The sequence below is a fragment of the Streptomyces megasporus genome, from assembly GCF_000718985.1.
Classification (GTDB): domain Bacteria; phylum Actinomycetota; class Actinomycetes; order Streptomycetales; family Streptomycetaceae; genus Streptomyces; species Streptomyces megasporus.
Window position 1 is genome coordinate 1 of record NZ_JODL01000191.1, and the last position, 218, is coordinate 218.

The window sequence follows — 218 nt, forward strand, 5'->3', positions numbered from 1 at the left end:
GCCAGCAGCCAGCGGGAGAGCCGCACGCCCTCCATGTGCTTGTCGGCGGTGATGTCGGCGATCCGGCCGACCGCGTGCCGCGCGGCCTCGACGGCGACCACGAACAGCACCGGGATCACCGCGTGCATCCCCACGCCCAGCGGGTCCGGCCAGGCGGCGGCGCCGTTGAAGGCGATGGTGGCGGCCGTCAGCAGCCAGGCGGTCTGCCGCAGCATCGG

The 218-nt window shown here is 74.8% G+C and carries 1 protein-coding gene; it reads right to left on the bottom strand.

The genetic code is table 11. The annotated features are described in order from the left end of the window. Nucleotides 1-218, bottom strand: a 218-nt coding sequence (locus tag IF47_RS0127315) for a DUF2637 domain-containing protein (RefSeq protein ID WP_157840084.1), incomplete at both ends; no start/stop codon positions are given.